Origin of the sequence: Citrobacter sp. C6_1, assembly GCF_014596835.2 — a bacterium.
Taxonomy (GTDB): Bacteria; Pseudomonadota; Gammaproteobacteria; order Enterobacterales; family Enterobacteriaceae; genus Citrobacter; species Citrobacter pasteurii.
The window spans coordinates 2,165,578-2,183,475 of the sequence record NZ_CP115031.1 but is presented as its reverse complement, the minus strand read 5'-3'; the positions used below and the strand labels follow the sequence as shown (position 1 = coordinate 2,183,475).

Annotated in this window: 15 protein-coding genes and 1 pseudogene; 9 read left to right on the top strand and 7 right to left on the bottom strand. The window is 49.2% G+C overall.

The genetic code is table 11. The features are described 5' to 3' along the window. Positions 1–3 precede the first annotated feature (3 nt). Together IB196_RS10675 and IB196_RS10670 are read right to left on the bottom strand one after the other, a co-directional pair. A complete protein-coding gene (locus IB196_RS10675) occupies positions 4–1,383 on the bottom strand; it encodes a DUF2272 domain-containing protein (protein WP_188231645.1) in 1,380 nt (459 codons plus the stop codon). Positions 1,384–1,417: 34 nt separating this feature from the next. Next, entirely contained in the window at positions 1,418–2,329 is a 912-nt protein-coding gene (locus IB196_RS10670) for a hypothetical protein (protein ID WP_188231646.1), read from the bottom strand. A gap of 354 nt (positions 2,330–2,683) precedes the next feature. On the opposite strand from IB196_RS10670, the gene IB196_RS10665 reads away from it, so the two are divergent. From IB196_RS10665 to hslJ, 4 genes and pseudogenes are all read left to right on the top strand, one after another. Then, the gene (locus IB196_RS10665; protein WP_005126672.1) at positions 2,684–3,787 is read left to right on the top strand and encodes an alpha/beta hydrolase; all 1,104 of its coding nucleotides are present in this window, start codon (positions 2,684–2,686) and stop codon (positions 3,785–3,787) included. A 206-nt stretch (positions 3,788–3,993) separates the two neighbouring features. Next, positions 3,994–4,299 (top strand): annotated as a pseudogene (locus IB196_RS10660) (class A beta-lactamase LEN-27); the annotation flags it as partial. Positions 4,300–4,455: 156 nt separating this feature from the next. Continuing rightward, positions 4,456–5,445 (top strand): 2-hydroxyacid dehydrogenase, encoded by a 990-nt coding sequence (locus IB196_RS10655; RefSeq protein ID WP_040230919.1) that lies wholly within the window; start codon positions 4,456–4,458, stop codon positions 5,443–5,445. Between the two features lie 112 nt (positions 5,446–5,557). Beyond that, on the top strand, positions 5,558–5,977 hold the full coding sequence (gene hslJ, locus IB196_RS10650) for a heat shock protein HslJ (RefSeq protein ID WP_005126664.1): 420 nt from the start codon (positions 5,558–5,560) through the stop codon (positions 5,975–5,977). A gap of 13 nt (positions 5,978–5,990) precedes the next feature. On the opposite strand, the gene IB196_RS10645 is transcribed toward hslJ, so the two are convergent. Next, positions 5,991–6,257, bottom strand: coding sequence for a DUF333 domain-containing protein (locus IB196_RS10645; RefSeq protein ID WP_003020360.1), 267 nt, complete (start codon positions 6,255–6,257; stop codon positions 5,991–5,993). A 274-nt stretch (positions 6,258–6,531) separates the two neighbouring features. Here IB196_RS10645 and nifJ point away from each other — a divergent pair, with 274 nt between their 5' ends. The 5 genes from nifJ to ttcA all read left to right on the top strand — a co-directional run bounded on the left by nifJ (position 6,532) and on the right by ttcA (position 13,587). Next, positions 6,532–10,056: a pyruvate:ferredoxin (flavodoxin) oxidoreductase gene (gene nifJ / locus IB196_RS10640; protein WP_188231647.1), complete on the top strand. Its 3,525-nt coding sequence runs from the start codon at positions 6,532–6,534 to the stop codon at positions 10,054–10,056. Positions 10,057–10,420: 364 nt separating this feature from the next. Then, the gene (gene ompC / locus IB196_RS10635; protein ID WP_005126658.1) at positions 10,421–11,578 is read left to right on the top strand and encodes a porin OmpC; all 1,158 of its coding nucleotides are present in this window, start codon (positions 10,421–10,423) and stop codon (positions 11,576–11,578) included. A gap of 146 nt (positions 11,579–11,724) precedes the next feature. Then, on the top strand, positions 11,725–11,937 hold the full coding sequence (locus IB196_RS10630; RefSeq protein ID WP_005126657.1) for a KTSC domain-containing protein: 213 nt from the start codon (positions 11,725–11,727) through the stop codon (positions 11,935–11,937). A gap of 81 nt (positions 11,938–12,018) precedes the next feature. Further along, the gene (gene uspF / locus IB196_RS10625; RefSeq protein ID WP_005126652.1) at positions 12,019–12,453 is read left to right on the top strand and encodes a universal stress protein UspF; all 435 of its coding nucleotides are present in this window, start codon (positions 12,019–12,021) and stop codon (positions 12,451–12,453) included. 198 nt (positions 12,454–12,651) lie between these two features. After that, positions 12,652–13,587 carry a tRNA 2-thiocytidine(32) synthetase TtcA gene (gene ttcA / locus IB196_RS10620; RefSeq protein ID WP_005126647.1) on the top strand — a complete coding sequence of 312 codons (936 nt, stop codon included), beginning with the start codon at positions 12,652–12,654 and terminating at the stop codon, positions 13,585–13,587. A 95-nt stretch (positions 13,588–13,682) separates the two neighbouring features. Here the strand turns inward: ttcA and dbpA are convergent, their stop codons facing one another. The 4 genes from dbpA to IB196_RS10600 form a co-directional block, all read right to left on the bottom strand. Further along, entirely contained in the window at positions 13,683–15,056 is a 1,374-nt protein-coding gene (gene dbpA, locus IB196_RS10615) for an ATP-dependent RNA helicase DbpA (protein ID WP_005126646.1), read from the bottom strand. A 28-nt stretch (positions 15,057–15,084) separates the two neighbouring features. Further along, on the bottom strand, positions 15,085–15,267 hold the full coding sequence (locus IB196_RS10610; RefSeq protein WP_149692260.1) for a hypothetical protein: 183 nt from the start codon (positions 15,265–15,267) through the stop codon (positions 15,085–15,087). 274 nt (positions 15,268–15,541) lie between these two features. Next, complete coding sequence (zntB, locus tag IB196_RS10605; RefSeq protein ID WP_005126644.1) at positions 15,542–16,525, bottom strand: zinc transporter ZntB; 984 nt, start codon at positions 16,523–16,525, stop codon at positions 15,542–15,544. A gap of 159 nt (positions 16,526–16,684) precedes the next feature. Then, the gene (locus IB196_RS10600) at positions 16,685–17,851 is read right to left on the bottom strand and encodes a methyl-accepting chemotaxis protein (protein ID WP_188231710.1); all 1,167 of its coding nucleotides are present in this window, start codon (positions 17,849–17,851) and stop codon (positions 16,685–16,687) included. Between the last annotated feature and the right edge of the window lie 47 nt (positions 17,852–17,898).

Below are 17,898 nucleotides of genomic sequence, written 5' to 3'. Positions count from 1 at the left end.
TTTTCACTCTCCGCGATATCCCATGATGGCAAACAGCGTTTCCCCTCCTTGTTCATCGCTGGCAAGGAACCCGTCGGCGGTGAGCGCCAACGGGCGTCGTGTCACCGAATTACCAACATTACCGCCAATAATTTCAATCTCATTAGTGCCTACGGAAACAACTAAGTCGGTGTGACTGCTATAGTTGCCCAGATGCTGATGATCGTAATCGACGACTTTGTCGGGGTCTCTGTCCCAACAGACTAAATCCCCCACCTGCGGTTTACGCTCATTCAGCCTGTATCCCCAGTACAACGCTTTGGCATTACCCTGATTTCTGTCGCGGATCGATTTGCTGATGTACGTCGCATGCGAAGCAGAGTAGGAAAAACGCTCCCCCGCGCCAGCCTGACGCATGGCCCATGAAATAAATGCCGCTGACCACGGCCAGTCATGATCTCTCCCGTCCAGATCGTCCCGCCCGATTTTTGCCCAATACAGGCCAACACGTTGCCACCAGCCATCCTCACCCTCTTTGTGTCCGGAATGAAGAAGGCCACCATTGCGGTTGTAGCGCTGTTCGCCAAAAAAATGCCACTCGTCAGTTGCGATCGACGCGGCGTTATCCGCAAAACCAGAGACGGGGGCTTCCTCGCCAAAATACGGAACGCTGGGTTGTTCCACCGGAGGTATCGACGGCTGAGCGATTGATATATCAGGTAAGGGCCCGACGGGTATACCGTTGGCGTTAATGGGGAGCTGCGAAAGATCCCAGTTGCCGCGATCTATTTCAAATCGCAAACATTTTGTACGATAAACGGTAGGATGAAGTTCGGGGTTGCTATGGTTGGCTAACCATGAATTTCTCACTTCAACATACTGGGAAATCCAGGTGTGCTCATCACCGCCACTGGCTGGAGGCACCTCACGAAACTGGGCGCGCAAGAACGTCAAAATAGTGCCGCTATGAACAAATGAGTCATAGATGACCAGAAGTGAGAGCGCATCTTTAAAACCAAAGTCCTGTGCCCATTTCAGCGCAGGCAGATAGTAGCGCTCATCAAAGAACCGATCCTGTACCGATTTCATTATCGGATCATCGCGCCCTGCTCGGCGTAATAAGTCCTTAAACGGCTCATTGTCAACCAGTGCGATATTACCTATCTTTGCAACAAACGGAGCAAGATCGGCACTGAATCGCCCATTTGCATTAACGTAGCGGGTCACCAGATCCTGCAATTTGCTGTATTCCGTAGTTTGTGAACGTCCGTAAGTGATCTGCCTGATCCCGTGAGGACCATCATGGAATATCGCGATAGCCGAGTAATCGCCTTCGGCCGAGCCGGTTTCAAACGCATTCAAAACTCGTTCACAGAGACTTTTCTGTGCGGATGTAAGTATCATGATGCCCTCTCTGTCGATAGTTAACCGCTACACTTCACTTACTTTTCGGACTGTCGGATTTACCCGGTGCTGCTGGTTTTGGGCCAGTTGAACGGACCTGCATAACCCGTTGAAGAATATCGAACCAGAAAGGTCCGCCGAGTGAGACGGCGAAAATAGTCACCAGCAGACCCACCACTTTTGCCAGCCATTCAGCAACCCCTTGCGGCCATCCTTTCCAGCCCAGTTCGAAGCCTGCAGACTGCATAACGTCAATCGCGTGGTTATATTTGCCTTTAGCTATCGCGATGCGCTCCTTGTCCTGAGCCTGATTTTTCGCCTCATTGACTTCCTGCTGCGCGATCGCCACCATTTTTTCTCGAACATCAGGATTGGAGGCCAGCACAGTCGCAAGATTGAGGCTGTCAATATTCCCTCCAAGAACCAGAACGGTGGCGACAATCAACGTGATGGTCTGCATTTTGCGTTTGTACCAACCCGAGGCGCGATCCATTACCGCATCAAACTGTTTTGCAACCGCGTTGCGAAACGTGGCCGCGTTATTGCCCGTCTGCGCCACCACTGTTTCGAGGATGCCTTTGATCCGATTATTTTTGGCATTTCCCGGCATGGCGTTCACTCCAGCGGAGAGCGTTGCCATCGCACTTTTGCTGACAACTAACGCCTCCACGACTTGCGCGAAAATGTCTGGGGGAATATAGGAAGGACGCCCCTGGTTTCCTTTACTTAGGGACTGAATTAACGGATGTTCAAAAAACTGAGTAATAAATTGCTGATTTTGCGACAGATCGCCTGAAAGGAACTCGTTCAGCGCCACATCAAGATTTTGACTACGAATACGGGTCCACGCAGAAATAGCTTCAACAATCGCGGTACATGCTATCCCAAATATGAAATACACAGTCATCATCCCAATTAATATATCAAGCGTTTCAAGTCCAAACATATTGTCTCCCTCATGGTGAAGAGCGTTTGGTCAACCGACAGCAGAAACCATACGGGTTGCGTCCTGAAAATATGAGTCAGAAACAGTGAGTATTCGGTAAGAGGTTCGTAGTAATTACTAGCGCGGTATCAATCAGAAGTCTGATGCCCTTTGGCAAACCACATGCGTTATCTAATAAACAGTCACTAATAAAATATTACTATCCTGCCAGTCCAAATTAAAACCATTTTATTAATGCCATTCCCTGCGGAAATACGTAAATCTTAATTACCCGATTAATTTTAGTCGGTAATATTCAGAAAAAATCAATAAAGGAAAGACACTCCAACTAAATTTAAAGCAAGGTCAAGTAAAATGAAAACATTAAAATACATAGTTTTCAGTATTTTTATAACTATACTAAGTGGTTGCGGCATGTCCAACACTGGTGTTACCAGTATGGCTAGCAGCAATGAAATAAATATATTAGTTCAAAAACCAGATTATGCCATTGTCAAGGTTTTGTATGCCACCGATAGAAATTATAACAGCGGCGCACCACCCAACCAATCATATGGAATCAATCGAGCCTCAATCTCCTATGGATTCTGTGAAGTTAGCATTCCTCGACACCACATTATAGGAGTAACTGAACAACCTTCATTTTTGAAGTTTGAGTTCAAAGAAGATCCCAAAAAACACGTGGCCTTACTTGGTGTAACGCCTTTAGCTAAAAATATTTTTTTCAATTACCTTGTCTCCACAGTAAGCAATATACCAGAGAAAAAGACCTTCATTTTTGTTCATGGGTATAATGTCTCATTCGCCGAGGCAGCCAGAAAAACAGCTCAAATATACTATGATTTAAACATCGATATGGTCCCTGTTTTTTATAGCTGGCCTTCACAGGCCAGAACCTCTGCTTATACCATTGATGAGCAAAATGCTGAGTGGACACAAACCAACCTAAAACATTTCCTTATCGATTTCCTTGAGAAATCCGATTCAAAAAATATTTACCTGATAGCCCACAGCATGGGTAATAGAGTTTTATCGCGGGCGGTTATTGATGTATTGAATACAAATACAGATTATCGAAATCGCATAAAAGAGGTCATTCTAACTGCTCCTGACATAGATGCCGATGTTTTCAAACGAGACATTGCCCCTGCACTGGTGGCACAAGGAGAACCTGTTACTTTATATGCTTCATCAACAGATAAGGCGCTAGCCGCATCCCAGACGATACACCGTTATCCGCGAGCGGGTGATTCGTCTACTGGTTTGATTTATTATCCTGGAATAGAATCGATTGACGCAACCAATGTTGATACTAGCTTTATAGGTCATAGTTACCCAAGCGAAGAACGTTCTGTGCTTTCAGATATTTTTTATCTTATTAATGATAACAAGCGAGCATCCCAACGCATCGGGCTAAGCTACATTGAAGCTGGGCAATACTGGAAAATCAATCAATGAATAAATAATGATTTCGAACATTCTGAATAGCACAAATATACCTTGTTCGGCGATAGTAGACTCCTGGAGACAAGAGTCTACTATCAGTACGAATGTCCATAACCAGGAACGACCAGCTAAAAGCTAACACTCATGTGTCGAGCCAAATTTAACCTTATGTATTTGCTATATTTTTGGTTATGTTAAGACATCCCCCAGGGAAGAATATGACTGTGCCTCACTTTCGTCTGTCCCTCATTCCTCTGCTCACGGCATTTTACCTGCCCACGTTAGCCCATCAGGCAACGTTGAATAAAGTCAAAGAAGCAGAAAGCCAGCTCACCGCACGCGTTTATGCCGAGCTGGATCTCGCCAGCGGCGCGGTGCTATCACGCGTTGACGCCGGGCAAGGGCAGCTCAACCGTCGCATTAAGTACAGCCTGCATGACCTGGTCGAGTACTCGCCGGTAACGGAAAAACATCTTGCGGACGGCATGACCGTCGGCGAATTATACGATGCCGCCATCACCCTATGCTGAGTAAAGTGGTTTAAATCCAGCAATGTGCCCACATTAAGAAGAGATACTCTAGAATTATTCATTATATCTATGACTACCAATAACTTTTTAGATTTTGTAAAATAATTTGAATTGGATTAATGTGACGTCAAAATCACTGGAGAAAGTCTTATGAAACTCGCCATCTATAGTACAAAACAGTACGACAAGAAGTATCTGCAGCAGGTTAACGAGGCTTTTGGTTTTGAACTTGAATTCTTTGACTTTCTGTTGACGGAAAAAACAGCGAAAACCGCCCACGGCTGTGAAGCCGTGTGCATTTTCGTCAACGACGATGGCAGCCGCCCCGTTCTGGAAGAGCTGAAAAAGCACGGTGTGAAATACATCGCGCTGCGCTGCGCCGGGTTCAATAACGTCGATCTGGATGCTGCGAAAGAGTTGGGCTTGCAGGTCGTACGTGTTCCTGCCTATTCACCTGAAGCCGTCGCCGAACATGCAATCGGTATGATGATGACGCTGAACCGCCGTATCCATCGTGCTTATCAGCGTACTCGTGACGCCAACTTCTCACTTGAAGGTCTGACGGGTTTCACTATGTACGGCAAAACTGCCGGGGTGATTGGTACCGGTAAAATCGGTATTGCCGCACTGCGGATCCTGAAAGGGTTTGGTATGCGCCTGCTGGCGTTTGATCCGTATCCCAGCGCCGCCGCCCTTGAGTTAGGGGTTGAATATGTCGATCTTAAAACGCTGTTTGCGGAGTCCGATGTTATCTCCCTGCACTGTCCATTAACGCCGGAGAATTATCATCTGCTCAATCACGAGGCCTTTGAGCAAATGAAAAATGGCGTGATGGTTATCAACACCAGCCGCGGGGCGTTGATCGATTCACAAGCCGCTATCGATGCGCTGAAAAACCAGAAAATTGGGTCTCTGGGTATGGACGTGTATGAAAATGAACGCGACCTGTTCTTTGAAGATAAGTCCAATGACGTGATTCAGGATGATGTGTTCCGTCGCCTGTCGGCCTGTCATAACGTGCTGTTCACCGGGCATCAGGCATTCCTGACTGCCGAAGCGTTGACCAGCATTTCTGAAACAACCTTGCAGAATCTGGCTCAAATCGCCAAAGGCGAAGCCTGCCCGAACACCCTCTTCTAATCATTCCGCTCCCCTGCCTCCGGGGGAGCATTTTCAGATAATCTCCGATGATAAATTTGGCTATATCATTATCATCATGAATGCAATCCCGCCACGAACGTAGAGAAAGTTAATGAAGAAAATTGTCACGCTGATTGCGCTCAGCATGCTTATGGCTGGCTGTGTGAGCAATGGAAAAATTTCCGTCAATCGCGAACAGTTACAGCACCACCGTTTTGTTTTACAGAGCGTCAATGGCAAGCCGGTAACCGTCGCCAACAACCCACCTGAATTAAGTTTCGGTGAAAATATGACGGTGTCGGGAAAAATGTGTAATCAGTTCCATGGTCAGGGCAAGCTGTCCGACGGTGAATTAAAAGTGAAAGACATGGCAATGACGCGCATGATGTGCGCCGATCCACAGCTTAACACGCTCGACGGTATCGTCAGCGAGATGTTTAAGCAAGGCGCACAGGTTGATCTGACTGCTGACCAGCTAACACTGGCTACGGCAGAACAAACGCTGACGTTTAAACTGGCAGATTTAATGTAGGAAAAGCAGTGGCTCAATAATTCCCACAGCTTCCGGCGGCAAGTGACTGCTCACTACAGCGTTTGCCGTTAGGTAATGCACACATGCCGATGGCAGAACCATCCAGTTGACGGGCAACGGATAGCGAACCGCCAATCATGGCACAGTTGGCTTCTCCGGAGCTGGACATTGCGGCCTTCATGCCCGGTGCAACGTGTGCGGCCGTTGCCTGCTGAACAGGTTCACTGCTGCAAGCCGATAATAATAACGCGGCACACCCTACCCAAAACGCTGCGCGCATCTTACTCCCCTCTGAATATTAACCAAACGACACAGCCATAAATAATAGGCAGCGGAAGCACTGCCGTCGAGAGGCAAAATGCGCATTTATGCGTGCTGTTTACATTTTCTGGCAATTTTTTGGCTACTCCTTTGATCAAACCATTCATTCTGATTATTCCCAGGACACAAAAGCGAAAATCTGTCTTTAGCGCTTTTGCTAAAATAGAAAGATAATTACAGGATTCGCTGCGGTTACGTGGGTCCCTCTTTTTGCGCAATGTAAGGGTGTCAGTATGATCACAATTGACGGTAATGGTGCGGTTGCTTCGGTCGCATTTCGTACCAGCGAAGTTATCGCCATCTACCCGATTACGCCCAGTTCGACGATGGCTGAACAGGCAGATGCCTGGGCCGGGAACGGGCTTAAAAACGTCTGGGGAGATACCCCTCGCGTCGTAGAAATGCAGTCAGAAGGCGGCGCAATCGCGACCGTTCACGGCGCATTACAGACTGGTGCGCTCTCTACGTCGTTTACCTCATCGCAGGGTCTGTTGCTAATGATCCCAACGCTGTACAAACTGGCCGGTCAGTTGACGCCATTTGTGCTACACGTTGCCGCGCGTACCATTGCTACTCATGCGCTGTCTATCTTCGGTGACCATTCCGACGTAATGGCAGTGCGCCAAACGGGGTGCGCGATGCTGTGTGCCAGCAGCGTGCAGGAAGCACAGGACTTTGCGCTCATTTCACAAATGGCCACCCTAAAAAGTCGGGTTCCGTTTATTCATTTCTTTGATGGTTTCCGCACATCGCATGAAATCAATAAAATTGCGCCGCTGGCCGATGACACGATCCTCAGCCTGATGCCGCAAGCTGAAATTGATGCGCATCGTGCCCGCGCGCTGAACCCTGAACATCCCGTTATTCGCGGGACGTCTGCCAACCCGGACACTTACTTCCAGTCACGCGAAGCAACAAACCCTTGGTACAACGCGGTTTACGAAAACGTCGAACAGGCGATGAACGATTTCGCCACGGCGACAGGTCGTCAGTACAAACCATTTGAGTATTACGGTCATCCGCAGGCGGAACGTGTCATCATCTTGATGGGTTCTGCGATTGGTACCTGCGAAGAAGTCGTCGAAGAGTTACTTGCTCGTGGAGAGAAAGTTGGCGTCCTGAAAGTTCGGCTGTTCCGCCCCTTCTCCGCCAGACATTTACTGCAGGCATTACCAGAAACGGCGCGTAGCGTTGCCGTTCTGGATCGCACCAAAGAGCCTGGCGCCCAGGCAGAACCGCTGTATCTGGATGTAATGACCGCGTTGGCAGAAGCCTTTAACTGCGGCGAGCGGGAAACTCTACCGCGCGTGATTGGCGGACGTTATGGACTTTCTTCCAAAGAGTTTGGACCGGACTGCGTTATGGCGGTCTTTAATGAGCTGAGTAGCGCTAAGCCGAAACCTCGCTTTACGGTCGGTATCTATGATGATGTCACCAACCTGTCACTACCGCTGCCGGAAAACACCCTGCCCGGTACCGCGAAGCTCGAAGCGCTGTTCTACGGTCTGGGCAGTGACGGTAGCGTGTCGGCCACCAAAAACAATATCAAGATTATCGGTAACTCGACGCCGTGGTATGCGCAAGGTTATTTCGTTTATGACTCGAAAAAAGCAGGCGGTCTGACGGTTTCTCACCTGCGCGTCAGCGAGCAACCTATTCGCTCTGCTTATCTGGTGTCACAAGCCGATTTTGTTGGCTGTCACCAGCTGCAATTTATCGATAAGTATCAGATGGCAGAGCGCCTGAAACCGGGCGGCATCTTCCTGCTTAATACGCCGTACAACGTGGATGAAGTCTGGACTCGCCTGCCACAGGAAGTTCAGGCCGTACTGAATCAGAAGAAATCCCGTTTCTATGTGATTAATGCTGCCAAAATCGCGCGTGAGTGCGGTCTGGCAGCCCGTATTAACACCGTCATGCAAATGGCGTTCTTCCATCTGACGCAAATCTTACCTGGTGACAGCGCCCTGATTGAACTGCAGGGGGCGATTGCCAAAAGCTATAGCAGTAAAGGTCAGGATCTGGTTGAACGTAACTGGCAGGCGCTGGCCCTGGCGCGTGAGTCCGTCGCCGAAGTGGCGCTGCAGCCGGTTGATCCACACAGCGCCAACCGTCCGCCGGTCGTTTCTGATGCCGCGCCTGATTTCGTGAAAACCGTCACCGCGGCAATGCTTGCCGGTCTGGGGGATGCCCTCCCCGTTTCAGCGCTGCCGCCAGACGGCACCTGGCCGATGGGCACCACGCGCTGGGAAAAACGCAATATCGCCGAAGAGATCCCCATCTGGAAAGAAGAGCTGTGTACCCAGTGTAACCACTGTGTTGCCGCCTGCCCGCACTCGGCTATCCGCGCTAAAGTGGTTTCACCAGAAGCGATGGAAAACGCCCCTGCCAGCCTGCATTCGTTGGATGTGAAATCACGCGATATGCGCGGTCAGAAGTACGTACTGCAGGTTGCACCTGAAGATTGCACCGGCTGTAATCTGTGCGTCGAAGTGTGCCCGGCGAAAGACAGGCAAAATCCTGAGATCAAGGCTATCAATATGATGTCTCGCCTTGAACATGTTGAAGAAGAGAAAGTGAATTATGACTTCTTCCTCAATCTGCCGGAGATCGATCGCAGCAAGCTGGAACGCATTGATATTCGTACCTCGCAGTTGATAACGCCGCTGTTTGAATATTCCGGCGCTTGCTCCGGTTGTGGTGAAACGCCGTATATCAAACTGCTTACGCAGCTGTACGGAGACCGCATGCTGATCGCCAATGCCACCGGCTGTTCATCGATTTATGGCGGTAACCTGCCCTCAACACCGTATACCACCGACGCCAACGGTCGTGGGCCCGCGTGGGCGAACTCACTGTTTGAAGATAACGCCGAGTTTGGCCTGGGCTTCCGTCTGACGGTAGATCAGCACCGTGTGCGCGTTATGCGTTTACTGGAACAGTTTGCCGATAACATTCCGGTTGAACTGAATGACGCCCTGCACGCTGAAGCGACGCCAGAGGTGCGCCGTGAGCAAGTTGCCGCGCTGCGCCAGCACCTGAAAGATGTCGACGGCGCACAGCAGCTGTTAACCGATGCCGACGCGCTGGTCGAAAAATCCATCTGGCTGATTGGCGGCGATGGCTGGGCTTACGATATTGGTTTTGGCGGCCTGGATCACGTCCTTAGCCTGACCGAGAACGTCAATATTCTGGTGCTGGATACTCAATGTTACTCCAACACGGGTGGACAAGCGTCGAAAGCCACACCGCTCGGGGCCGTCACCAAATTTGGCGAACACGGTAAGCGCAAGGCGCGTAAAGATCTTGGCGTCAGTATGATGATGTACGGGCACGTGTATGTTGCACAGATCTCTCTGGGCGCACAGTTGAACCAGACGGTGAAAGCGATTCAGGAAGCGGAAGCCTATCCAGGTCCGTCGCTGATTATTGCCTATAGCCCATGTGAGGAGCACGGTTACGATCTCGCGCTAAGCCACGATCAGATGCGCCAGCTCACGGCTACCGGATTCTGGCCGCTGTACCGCTTTGATCCGCGTCGTGCAGATGAAGGTAAATTGCCGCTGGCGCTGGACTCTCGCCCACCGTCAGACGCGCTGGCTGAGACATTGATGAACGAGCAGCGTTTCCGTCGTCTGAACGCACAGCAACCGGAAGTGGCCGAGCAATTGTGGAAGGATGCGACCGCTGATCTGCAAAAACGGTATGACTTCCTGGCCCAACTGGCTGGTAAAGCGGAAAAGAGCAGTACCGAGTAATACGTATCGCTCAGCATTAACCTGGAACCAAAAAAAAGCCCGAACAATTGTTCGGGCTTGTCAATTTATTCGCTGACGAATCAGTATTGCTACCCACCCTCAACAAAAAAATAAAGCGTGACAATAAAGGCATATAACCTGCGCAGAATAGCCCAACACAATTCACTTGTATAATTTTTATTTTATATACTTCCATTTTATATATTCATAGCAATTATCATTATTTCTGTAGAATTATTTATTTAAGGTTTTACTTAAGACGTAACAATTCATATTTATCTCTTTACGGAACTTCTCCTTTAGCATGCTTTTACTCCCTACATGGGTAGTCACAGGTAAATAAAAAAACTAAAGGATTATTTCAATGAACAGAAAAGTACTGGCTCTCGTCATTCCTGCCCTGCTGGCTGCAGGCGCAACTCACGCTGCTGAAGTTTATAATAAAGACGGCAACAAATTAGATCTCTACGGTAAAGTAGACGGTCTGCGTTATTTCTCTGATGACGCGAACAGCGACGGCGATCAGACCTATGTTCGTGGTGGTTTCAAAGGCGAAACTCAGATCAACGATATGCTCACCGGTTATGGTCAGTGGGAATATCAGGTTAATGCCAACACCACTGAAGGTAATCGTAGCAACAACTTTACTCGTCTGGCCTTTGCCGGTCTGAAATTCGGTGACTACGGTTCATTCGACTACGGTCGTAACTACGGCGTACTGTACGACGTAGAAGGCTGGACCGATATGCTGCCAGAGTTCGGCGGCGACTCCTACACTAAAGCTGATAACTTTATGACTGGTCGTGCTAACGGCGTAGCAACCTACCGTAATACTGACTTCTTTGGTCTGGTGAACGGTCTGAACTTTGCACTGCAGTACCAGGGCGCGAACGAACAGTCCAGCAAAGAAAGTGACGCTTTCGATCAGGAAGGCACCGGTAACGGCGGCGACCGCAACGTTCAAAACTCCAACGGTGACGGCTTCGGTATCTCCTCTACCTACGATCTGGGTATGGGCGTAAGCTTCGGTGCGGCGTATACCACTTCTGACCGTACTAACCAGCAGGCTACTGCTGGTGGTACAGTTGCGGGCGGCGATAAAGCTGACGCATGGACTACCGGCCTGAAATACGATGCCAACAACATCTATTTGGCCACTATGTACTCCGAAACCCGTAACATGACTCCATATGGTTCAATGGCTAATAACGATCAGGGTGGTGTTGCTAACAAGACCCAGAACTTTGAAGTGACTGCACAGTATCAATTCGATTTCGGCCTGCGTCCGGCGGTTTCCTTCCTGATGTCTAAAGGCAAGGACCTGACTTACAACGGCAACGCTGGTCAGGATAAAGACTTGGTCAAATATGCTGATATCGGCGCTACCTACTACTTTAACAAAAATATGTCCACCTACGTTGATTACAAAATCAACCTGCTGGACGAAGATGATCAGTTCTACAAAGATACTGGTATTTCTACTGATGACGTAGTTGCAGTAGGTCTGGTTTACCAGTTCTAATCCGTCAGCCCGCTGGCAACAGCGGGCTATCCTTTCTTTGATAACCAATCTGTTTTATCCAGATCGAAATATTATATCTATTGTATTAAAACACGCCTTTGATAGATGATATCTTGCATTAAGACCTGAAGTAGAGGATACCTGCAATGAATCATCATCCTGTAAAATCATCCCGTATTGCATCCGTCGGCTATGACGAATCCTCTCACACGCTGGAAATTCGCTTTCACCAGTTGGCTACCCTGCAATATCAGCATGTCCCTGCGCGTATTTTTCGTGATTTCCTGAGCGTGGTATCTAAAGGACGATTTTACGACGGCGTAATAAGAGGCAAGTTTCCTGAAATCAAAATAAAGTGATGCCAAAATGTGATCTTTGTCATTGTACATAAAGTGCCATTACGCGGTAAGCTTTAGGTGGATACTTAAACAGGAGGTTTTATGAACAGAACGATTCTTGTACCCATCGATATTTCAGACTCAGAATTAACTCAACGCGTTATTGCCCATGTTGAAGCAGAGGCAAAAATTGACGATGCGCAGGTGCATTTTCTGACCGTTATTCCGTCACTGCCCTATTACGCTTCTTTGGGACTGGCCTACTCGGCAGAGTTACCGGCCATGGACGATCTGAAAGCCGAAGCTAAATCTCAACTGGAAGAGATTATCAAGAAGTTCAATATCCCAACGGACAGAGTGCATGTTCACGTTGCTGAAGGTGCACCGAAAGATAAAATCCTGGAGATCGCCAGGAAATTACCTGCAGATATGGTCATTATTGCGTCACACCGACCGGACATCACCACTTATCTGCTGGGCTCTAACGCCGCAGCCGTGGTGCGTCACGCGGAGTGTTCAGTTCTGGTGGTTCGCTAAGCTGTCTGGCCCGCACATCGCTGCGGGCTTTTTGTTTCCCCCTCTTTTACCCCGCGATTCCTGACCTAAATGTGCTGACATTTTTCCCGCTTATCCGTACCATACACGCCACAGTTTTTATATCAGACTTCTTTTGCCGGACTATCCGGCGTGATGCATACTCTTCTGATGCCACACTACGAATTGAGCCTCTATTAAATGTCGCAAAATCAAGATATTAGCAAGAAAGAACAATACAATCTGAACAAATTACAGAAACGCCTGCGTCGTAACGTGGGTGAAGCTATTGCCGATTTCAATATGATCGAAGACGGCGATCGCATTATGGTGTGTCTTTCCGGTGGGAAAGATAGCTACACCATGCTGGAAATACTGCGGAATTTGCAGCAAAGCGCCCCGATCAGTTTCTCTTTGGTCGCCGTAAATTTGGATCAAAAACAACCGGGCTTCCCGGAGCACATCCTGCCGGAGTATCTGGAACAACTTGGTGTTGAGTATAAAATTGTCGAAGAAAATACCTACGGGATCGTCAAAGATAAAATTCCTGAAGGCAAAACGACCTGCTCTCTCTGTTCCCGTCTGCGCCGCGGCATTTTGTACCGCACGGCAACCGAATTAGGCGCCACCAAAATTGCGCTGGGACACCATCGCGACGACATCCTGCAAACACTGTTTTTAAACATGTTCTACGGCGGAAAAATGAAAGGTATGCCGCCGAAGCTGATGAGCGATGATGGGAAGCATATTGTGATCCGTCCGCTGGCCTATTGCCGCGAAAAAGATATCGAGCGCTTCTCTGAAGCGAAAGGTTTCCCGATTATTCCGTGCAACCTGTGTGGTTCTCAGCCTAACCTGCAACGTCAGGTGATCGCTGATATGCTGCGTGACTGGGACAAGCGCTATCCAGGTCGTATTGAAACGATGTTCAGTGCGATGCAGAATGTGGTGCCTTCTCACCTGAGCGATATTAATCTGTTCGATTTTAAAGGCATCAAACACGGCTCAGAAGTGGTAGATGGCGGTGATCTGGCATTCGATCGTGAAGAGATCCCACTGCAACCAGCTGGCTGGCAGCCGGAAGAAGATGAAAACCAGTTAGATGAGTTGCGTCTGAACGTGCTGGAAGTGAAGTAATGTAGAGAATGCCATATCCGGCCTACTGGACAAGGTATTACTTCAGCACCAGTAGGCCTGATAAGCGGAGCGCAATCAGGCACTCCTACGGGCATTTATTTTAATAAACGAACCCGGCAGTTCTTGCCTTTGATCTTACCGTTCTGCAGTTGCTTCCACGCTTTATGTGCCACAGACTGGCGAACGGCCACGTAGACATGCGCCGGATGAACGGCAATCTTGCCGATATCTGCCCCGTCCAGACCAATATCTCCGGTCAACGCCCCTAATACATCACCAGGCCGCATTTTAGCTTTTTTACCGCCATCGATGCACAGCGTCGCCATCTCAGCCTCCAGCGGCAGAATTGAGCCATTACCCGGTGCAGGCAGCCAGTTCAGCTTCAGTTGCAGCATCTCGGACAGAATATTGGCACGTTGCGCTTCTTCCGGCGCACAGAAGCTAATTGCCAGGCCACTGTTACCCGCTCGGGCAGTACGTCCAATACGGTGTACATGAACTTCCGGATCCCATGCCAGCTCAAAGTTAACCACCAGTTCGAGCGATTTAATATCCAGACCACGCGCTGCCACATCGGTGGCCACCAGAACACGAGCACTGCCGTTAGCAAAACGTACCAGCGTCTGGTCGCGATCGCGCTGTTCCAGATCGCCATGCAGTGAAAGTGCGCTTTGCCCCGCCGCATTCAATGCGTCACACACGGCCTGACAGTCTTTTTTGGTGTTGCAAAAAACGACGCATGAAGCCGGCTGATGCTGGCTGAGCAATTTTTGCAGCAGCGGAATTTTACCGTGGCTGGCGGTTTCAAAAAACTGCTGTTCAATCGCCGGTAGCGCATCAACCGTATCAATTTCAATCGCTAATGGATTTTGTTGCACCCGGCCACTGATGGCGGCAATGGCTTCCGGCCAGGTTGCGGAAAACAGCAATGTCTGACGTGACGCTGGTGCAAAGCGGATCACGTCATCAATTGCATCACTAAATCCCATATCCAGCATCCGGTCGGCTTCATCCATTACCAGCGTATTCAACGCATCAAGGGAGACAGTGCCTTTTTGCAGGTGGTCGAGTAAACGTCCCGGCGTGGCAACAATAATATGCGGGGCATGTTGCAGAGAATCACGCTGTGCGCCAAAGGGCTGACCACCGCACAGCGTTAAAATTTTGGTATTTGGCAGAAAACGCGCCAAACGACGCAATTCACCAGCGACCTGGTCAGCCAGTTCGCGGGTTGGGCACAGTACCAGCGACTGAGTCTGAAACAGCGCAGCATCAATGTGTTGTAACAGGCCAAGACCAAACGCGGCCGTTTTGCCACTGCCGGTTTTTGCCTGCACACGAACATCTTTTCCTGCCAGGATCGCCGGCAACGCAGCGGCCTGAACAGGCGTCATTTCAAGATAACCCAGCTCATTAAGATTCTCGAGTTGGGCGGCAGGCAAAACATTCAGGGTTGAAAAAGCGGTCACAATTTAATCTCGCGGTAAAAACTCACATTCAGCAGGCGCGTATCCTCGCAGATCTGCGCCCGTGATGCGACAATTTAATCGGCTCTTCATCCGGTGACGGGTCCGGCATAGGTTGCGGACGAGGTATCGGATCGGGAATCGGAACCGGGTCGGTGGGGACAGTATCGGAACGGGGGCGTTGCAACTGCAACGGGGCGAATAAGCAGGTCATATTACCCTCCTGTGAATCAGACTGACCCTTTTAGGGTAGACGCTGGTTTCCTACAGGCAAAAAAAAGCCGACTAATCTAAGTCGGCGTCGTACGAATCAATTGTGCTATGCAGTAATTCAAAAAAGGAAGTAAGACAATATGGAGCGCAACGCCCATCGCTTGACGTTGCATTCACCTGCGAGAGAGATATTGCCCCGAATAGGTAGATGGTTTATTGACCTCGCTCAAAAACTTCGCCGTTTTCACTCACGAAAGTCGCTAAAAACGTAGTTGTTACAACCATTTACTACGATGCAACCATAAAGTAACACCACCGATCAGGACAACTAACAGAATACAGAATAGTGAAAAACCAAACTGCCAGCCGCCACCGGGAATCCCCCCGAGATTGACGCCAAACAGTCCGGTTAAAAATGTGCTGGGCAGAAAAACCATTGCCATCAACGACATGGTATAGGTTCTTCGCGCCAGAGATTCCTGCATAACCTGAGCAATTTCATCCGCCATAATGCCTGTCCGGGCGATGCACGCGTCGATCTCATCCAGCCCTCTTCCCAACCTGTCGGCGATATCCTGCATCCGACGTCGGTGATCGTCAGTCATCCACGGTAAACGTTCACTCGCCAGGCGCGCATAAGCATCGCGTTGAGGGGCCATATAGCGCCGCATGACTATCAGTTGTTTGCGCAGCAATGCCAGAAAGCCGCGAGGCGGGATCTGCTGGTCCAGCAGGTTGTCTTCCAGATCGATAATTTTGTCATGCAATTGTTCGATAAACTCACTGGCATGATCGGTTAAAGCATCACAAACATCCACAAGCCAGCTACCACAGTCAGACGGTCCCGTCCCTTCCTGCAAGTCACTCACCACATCATCCAGTGCCAGCACTTTACGCTGACGCGTTGAGACAATCAGGCGTTCATCCATATATAAGCGCATGGCGACAAGCTGGTCTGGGCGTTCGTCGGTGCTGCCATTAATACAGCGTAACGTAATCAGCGTCCCTTCTCCGACCCGGCTTACGCGTGGGCGAGTACTTTCTCCCGCCAGTGCATCACGCACATTATTAGGAAGCAGAGGCGTTGTCGCCAGCCATTGCGCGCTATCAGAATGGGTGTAATTAAGATGCAGCCAGCACGGATGTGCACTGTCGATAACATCGTTGTCTTCCAGCGGTTTCACGCCACCGCGACCATCCAGCAGCCAGGCAAACACGGCATCCGGCACATTAACTTCGGTTCCCTTAATGGCTTCCACAGCGCCTCCATAAACATTCAAACTTTTCGTTAGTCTAGTCTTCAGTATATGTTAAGCAATATCGCATTGTCCCATTATGCTGAAATGATTCATAAAAGTGTTCAAAAAAATAAAAAAAGCGCCGACGGATTCGGCGCTGTGGCAAGCAGATGTTGAATCTTAAAATGAAGAACCGTATTTAACCCGTTGGCGTAGTCCGGAGACAGGGGGATCTCGATGCAAGATCGTGGTTGTTTCGACAGGCATATTTTTACTTAAGCGAAATTTATGTGTGCGTGACAGAAGATCATTCACCTGACTTTTCAGGATGCCGGACGAATCAGATAACTCATCGACCATGCTGACATTACTTTGCGTCACGTTTTCCAGTTCGGTCAGAGCCCGGGTAATTCTGGTGATCCCGTTTTCCTGTTCCCGTGTGGTTGTTAATATCTCCGCCATCAGCTGATTTAACTGCCCTGCGCCGCCCACAATATCCTGCATGTTCTTTTCGGCTTCACGTACAACCGCCGCACCCTGCTGGACATTGTGATGCGTTTCATCGATAAGCCGTTTAATACTTTTTGCCGCTTCTGCGCTACGATGTGCCAATATTCTCACTTCACCTGCAACGACAGAAAAACCTTTGCCATGTTCACCAGCCCTCGCCGCCTCAACCGCCGCATTCAATGCCAGAATATTCGTCTGGAATGCAATACCATCTATTAACGCGATAATTTCAGTCATCTGCTGAGCGCAGTCGGTGATCGAGCGCATATTGGTGGCGACCTGCACCATTAAATCGCCCCCCTGGCGAGCAGATTGTGTCGCAATATTGGCCTGGGCGCTCGCCATTTGCGTATTATCTGCATTATTGCGTGTACTAACCGCTATCTCATCCATATTCGCAGCTGTTTGCATTAACGCGCCAGACTGCTGTTCCGTTTTTACTGACAATTCCGCGCTACGCTCCGCGAGCTGTTCAGAAAGCGTCATCACGGTCCGTGAAGAGGATCTGATCTCACTGACTAACGTGGAAATATTACTCGCCAGACTGTTAATTCCCGGAATAAGTCTGCCTGCACAGTTATTACCGAATTCGGGAATACTCATCGCCAGATTCCCTGCGGTCACCTCTTCAATGCTTTTTTTTACCGTATTAATCGGTACGACGAGATATTTTGTCATATACCTCCATAAATATAATAGTGAAATAGTACAAACCACATCAGTGCCGATAATGACATCAAATCCCGCAGATAATATTACCTCTACGATATTGAGGGCCACTACGGTACATACCAGAAATAAAGTAATAAACGTCCTGACGCTTATATTATTTAACATTTTAATCCTGCCTGCCAAAGAATAACGCGGAGTATTATTTTTTATAG

Excerpts from the sequence above, each read along its gene's own strand:
- IB196_RS10675 (WP_188231645.1), bottom strand. The coding sequence starts at position 1,383 with ATGATACTTACATCCGCACAGAAAAGTCTCTGTGAACGAGTTTTGAAT.
- IB196_RS10670 (WP_188231646.1), bottom strand. The coding sequence starts at position 2,329 with ATGTTTGGACTTGAAACGCTTGATATATTAATTGGGATGATGACTGTG.
- IB196_RS10665 (WP_005126672.1), top strand. The coding sequence starts at position 2,684 with ATGAAAACATTAAAATACATAGTTTTCAGTATTTTTATAACTATACTA.
- IB196_RS10655 (WP_040230919.1), top strand. The coding sequence starts at position 4,456 with ATGAAACTCGCCATCTATAGTACAAAACAGTACGACAAGAAGTATCTG.
- hslJ (WP_005126664.1), top strand. The coding sequence starts at position 5,558 with ATGAAGAAAATTGTCACGCTGATTGCGCTCAGCATGCTTATGGCTGGC.
- IB196_RS10645 (WP_003020360.1), bottom strand. The coding sequence starts at position 6,257 with ATGCGCGCAGCGTTTTGGGTAGGGTGTGCCGCGTTATTATTATCGGCT.
- nifJ (WP_188231647.1), top strand. The coding sequence starts at position 6,532 with ATGATCACAATTGACGGTAATGGTGCGGTTGCTTCGGTCGCATTTCGT.
- ompC (WP_005126658.1), top strand. The coding sequence starts at position 10,421 with ATGAACAGAAAAGTACTGGCTCTCGTCATTCCTGCCCTGCTGGCTGCA.
- IB196_RS10630 (WP_005126657.1), top strand. The coding sequence starts at position 11,725 with ATGAATCATCATCCTGTAAAATCATCCCGTATTGCATCCGTCGGCTAT.
- uspF (WP_005126652.1), top strand. The coding sequence starts at position 12,019 with ATGAACAGAACGATTCTTGTACCCATCGATATTTCAGACTCAGAATTA.
- ttcA (WP_005126647.1), top strand. The coding sequence starts at position 12,652 with ATGTCGCAAAATCAAGATATTAGCAAGAAAGAACAATACAATCTGAAC.
- IB196_RS10610 (WP_149692260.1), bottom strand. The coding sequence starts at position 15,267 with ATGACCTGCTTATTCGCCCCGTTGCAGTTGCAACGCCCCCGTTCCGAT.
- IB196_RS10600 (WP_188231710.1), bottom strand. The coding sequence starts at position 17,851 with ATGTTAAATAATATAAGCGTCAGGACGTTTATTACTTTATTTCTGGTA.